The sequence below is a fragment of the Pseudomonas sp. GXM4 genome, from assembly GCF_008923895.1.
In the GTDB taxonomy this organism is placed as follows: Bacteria; Pseudomonadota; Gammaproteobacteria; order Pseudomonadales; family Pseudomonadaceae; genus Aquipseudomonas; species Aquipseudomonas atacamensis.
The window spans coordinates 1-3,482 of the sequence record NZ_WBRZ01000398.1 but is presented as its reverse complement, the minus strand read 5'-3'; the positions used below and the strand labels follow the sequence as shown (position 1 = coordinate 3,482).

Annotated in this window: 3 protein-coding genes; all 3 read right to left on the bottom strand. The window is 61.7% G+C overall.

Annotation, left to right across the window (positions count from 1 at the left end):
- Positions 1–125: 125 nt before the first annotated feature.
- From F8N49_RS26540 to F8N49_RS26530, 3 genes are read right to left on the bottom strand one after another with little or no spacing between them, the layout of a single operon-like run.
- Positions 126–1,328 carry an HlyD family efflux transporter periplasmic adaptor subunit gene (locus F8N49_RS26540; RefSeq protein WP_151553216.1) on the bottom strand — a complete coding sequence of 401 codons (1,203 nt, stop codon included), beginning with the start codon at positions 1,326–1,328 and terminating at the stop codon, positions 126–128.
- 15 nt (positions 1,329–1,343) lie between these two features.
- Positions 1,344–2,813 carry an efflux transporter outer membrane subunit gene (locus F8N49_RS26535; protein WP_151553214.1) on the bottom strand — a complete coding sequence of 490 codons (1,470 nt, stop codon included), beginning with the start codon at positions 2,811–2,813 and terminating at the stop codon, positions 1,344–1,346.
- A complete protein-coding gene (locus tag F8N49_RS26530; RefSeq protein WP_016775300.1) occupies positions 2,803–3,285 on the bottom strand; it encodes a MarR family winged helix-turn-helix transcriptional regulator in 483 nt (160 codons plus the stop codon). The genes F8N49_RS26535 and F8N49_RS26530 overlap by 11 nt, the downstream gene beginning before the upstream one ends.
- Between the last annotated feature and the right edge of the window lie 197 nt (positions 3,286–3,482).

Below are 3,482 nucleotides of genomic sequence, written 5' to 3'. Positions count from 1 at the left end.
GCTTTGGGCTCAGAAAAAACGGGCCTGCTGCGCAGTCCAGCGGGGATAAATCCCCTCGCCACAGATAAATCCCCTCGCCACAGATAACCCCTCACCACAGAGCCTGCTTCTGATCCTGTGTGCTCTCAGCGCTGTGCGGTCTTGCCTGCTGCTGCGCTGTTGTCGTGAATCAACTGGGCAATCATCGCGTCCGCTTCGGCCAGTTGGCGCTCGTAGACGTTGGTGCTGAACGAGGCCTTTTGCGGCGGTTGCTGGGCCAGCACCGGGCCGCTCTGGTCGTGCAGATTGACCTCGACATTGGTCGACAGACCGACACGCAGCGGGTGCTTGGCCAGCTGTTCGGCATTGATGTGGATACGCACCGGCACGCGCTGGACGATCTTGATCCAGTTACCGGTGGCGTTCTGTGCCGGCAGCAAGGCAAATGCGCTGCCGGTACCGGCGCCGAGGCTGTCGACGGTGCCGCTGTATTTCACATCGCTGCCATAAATATCTGCCTCGATATCCACTGGCTGACCGATGCGCATGTCACGCAACTGGGTTTCCTTGAAGTTGGCATCAATCCACAGCTGATCCAGCGGAATCACCGCCATCAACGCAGTGCCCGGCTGTACGCGCTGACCCAGTTGCACGGTGCGCTTGGCGACGTAACCGGTGACCGGCGCAATCAAGGTGCTGCGCGCATTGGTCAGGTAGGCCTGACGCAGATCGGCAGCCGCCGACATCACGTCTGGATGCGACGAGACCACGGTGTCGTCGACCAGTGCGCTGGTGGTTTTCAGTTGCTGTTTGGCGTTGGCCAGAGCGTTCTGCGCCGAGGTCAGGTCGTCGCGGGCGTGGGACAGCTCTTCCTGGGAAATCGCCCCGCCCTGGGCGAGATTTTTCCGCCGGTTGTAGTTGTCCTGGGCCTTCTGCACTTCGGCCTGCTGCGCATTGACCTGAGCTTTCATGCCGTCGACGTTGCTATACAGGCCGCGCACCTGACGCACTGTGCGCGCCAGTTTCGCCTTGGCACTTTGCAGGCCGACTTCGGCATCGTTGGGGTCGAAGTTGACCAGCACCTGGCCTTCCTGGACCAGATCCCCGTCGTCGGCGCCGATGCTGACCACGGTGCCGGTGACCAGCGGCGTGATTTCCACGCCGTTGCCATTGACGTAGGCATCGTCGGTGCTTTCGTTAAAGCGCCCGATGAATTCGTGATAGGCCCAGACGCCGGCAATGGCGAGCAGGACGACCACGGCGAGGGCCAGCAGCATCACCTTGCGTTTGCGCGGGTTGCCGGTGTCCGGGGTGTTGTCTTGAGCTTGGGTGTTTTCGGCAGTGGCCATGACAAATACCTTGAATTAATGGTGCGACGAGGCGGGGCTGGCGTTGGCTGCGTTCAGGTTTTCACTTTGAAAGCCGCCGCCCAGCGCTTGCATCAGTTGAATCGACAGGTCGATCTGCTCGGCATTGAGGGTCGCCAGCTGACGCTGGGCCTGGAGCAATTGCTGCTCGATGCTGAGCACGTCCAGGTAGTTGCCGATGCCGGAACCGTAACGCTGGACGACGGTGTTGTAAGAATCCTGAGCAATGTCGGTGGCATGTTGCTGCGCGCCGATCTGCCGGCCGATATCACGCAGCTGGTTGATGGTGTCGCCAACATCACCCAGGGCTTTCACCAGGCTTTTGTTGTACTGCGCCACCGCCAGATCGTAATCAGCGTCGCGCGCATCAAGGTTGGCGCGCAGGCGTCCGCCATCGAAAATCGGCAGCGATACGGTCGGCGCGATGTTGAAGAAGCGGCTGGCCGAACCGAACATCGCATCACCCAGCAACGACTCGGCGCCGGCCGAGGCCGACAGATTGAGGTTGGGATAGAAACGGGTTTTCGCCGCATCGATGTCTTTGCTCGCCGCTTCGACACGCCAGCGTGCCGCGACCAGATCCGGGCGGCGTCCGAGCAGTTCCGCCGGCAACACCGACGGCACCGCCACGGCGCTGGCTTGGAGAACTTTCGGTCGAGCGATTTCGTTGCCACGATCCGGGCCTTTGCCGAGCAATACGGCCAAGGCGATTTTCGCGCTGTTCAAGCGTTTTTCCGCGTCGATCAGGCTGGCCTGAGAACTGGCTTCCAGACTCTGGGTTTGCTGGAACTGGTACTGGCTGTCGATCCCCGAACTCAAGCGGCGCTGACTGAGGTCGAGCATTTGCCGGGTGCGCTTGAGGTCTTCGCTGGCAAGGTCGTAAACGATGTGCGCCTGACCGAGATCGCTATAGGCACGGGCGACGTCAGCGGCAAGTGTCAGCTGCGCGGCCTGACGGTCGACTTCGGCAGCGCGGGCCTCGCCGAGTGCGGCTTCCCAGGCATCGCGCTGACCGCCCCACAAATCGAAGTTGTAATTGAAACCAGCGCTGACATTGCGCACCGTCGCATAGGCACCGCCCTGCCCCAGCGGATCCTGATCACGAGCCAGCCGCGAACGGCTGATGCCGGCGCTGGCGTCGAGGGTCGGATAACGCTCGGCATCGGCGGCATACGCGGCGGCACTGGCCTGATGGGCGCGGGCTGCGGCGATCTGCATGTCCGGGCTGTCGTGCAGGGCTTCGCGGATCAGGCCGTCGAGCTGCGGATCGCCGAGGCTGCTCCACCAATCGCTTTTAGGCCACGCCGCTGGCGACAGGGTGATGCCATCGAGAGACTGCGCTGTCTTCAGGCTCTTCGCGTCGAGGCGTTGGCCTTCAGTGTCGAGGCCGCTGTAGTTGGCGCAACCGGCGAGGATCATCGCCGACAACAGCAGCGTCAGACTGCTGCGCAAAGTGTTAGCGCTCATTGTGATCACCTAGACGCTGGATGGTGATCGGGTCACCGGCGGCCAGCAGGATTTTCTTGAGGATGTATTCCAGGGTTTTCAGCTCTTCGCGGGAGATCGCGCCGGCCAGCTCATTCATCGCATCGGCACCGATGTGCGGCAGACGATCAGCCAGTTGCTGGCCCTGCTCGGTCAGTTTCAACTGCACCTGACGCCGGTCGCCTTCGCTGCGCTGACGAAGCAGAAAAGCCTTCTGCTCGAGACGATCGAGCATGCGCGTCATCGACCCGCTGTCCAGCGACAGATGCCGGCACAGCTCGGCCGGGGTGTCGACGCCGAACTGGGCCATGATGATCAACACCTTGAACTGCGCGGCCGTGATGCCGTGGGGTTCCATGTGGGTATCGATGATCCGGTCCTTGAGCAACGCGGCACGGCCGAGCAACAGGCCAAGGTGGCAATGTTTGAATTCTTCCGGGGTGAAATGCTTCATGGGTCGACCTGATAACTGCCTAGGCAGTGAATGTATGTCGAGATGTTACTGCTTAGGCAGCGAATGTCAACGCAATAGTTAGGGGGCTTGGTAATTAATCACTGACCGGCCACGCGGGATCGTTCCCACGCTCCGCGCGGGAATGCAGCCGGGGACGCTCTGCGTCCATTTTTGAGAGCGGGGACGCAGAGCGTCCC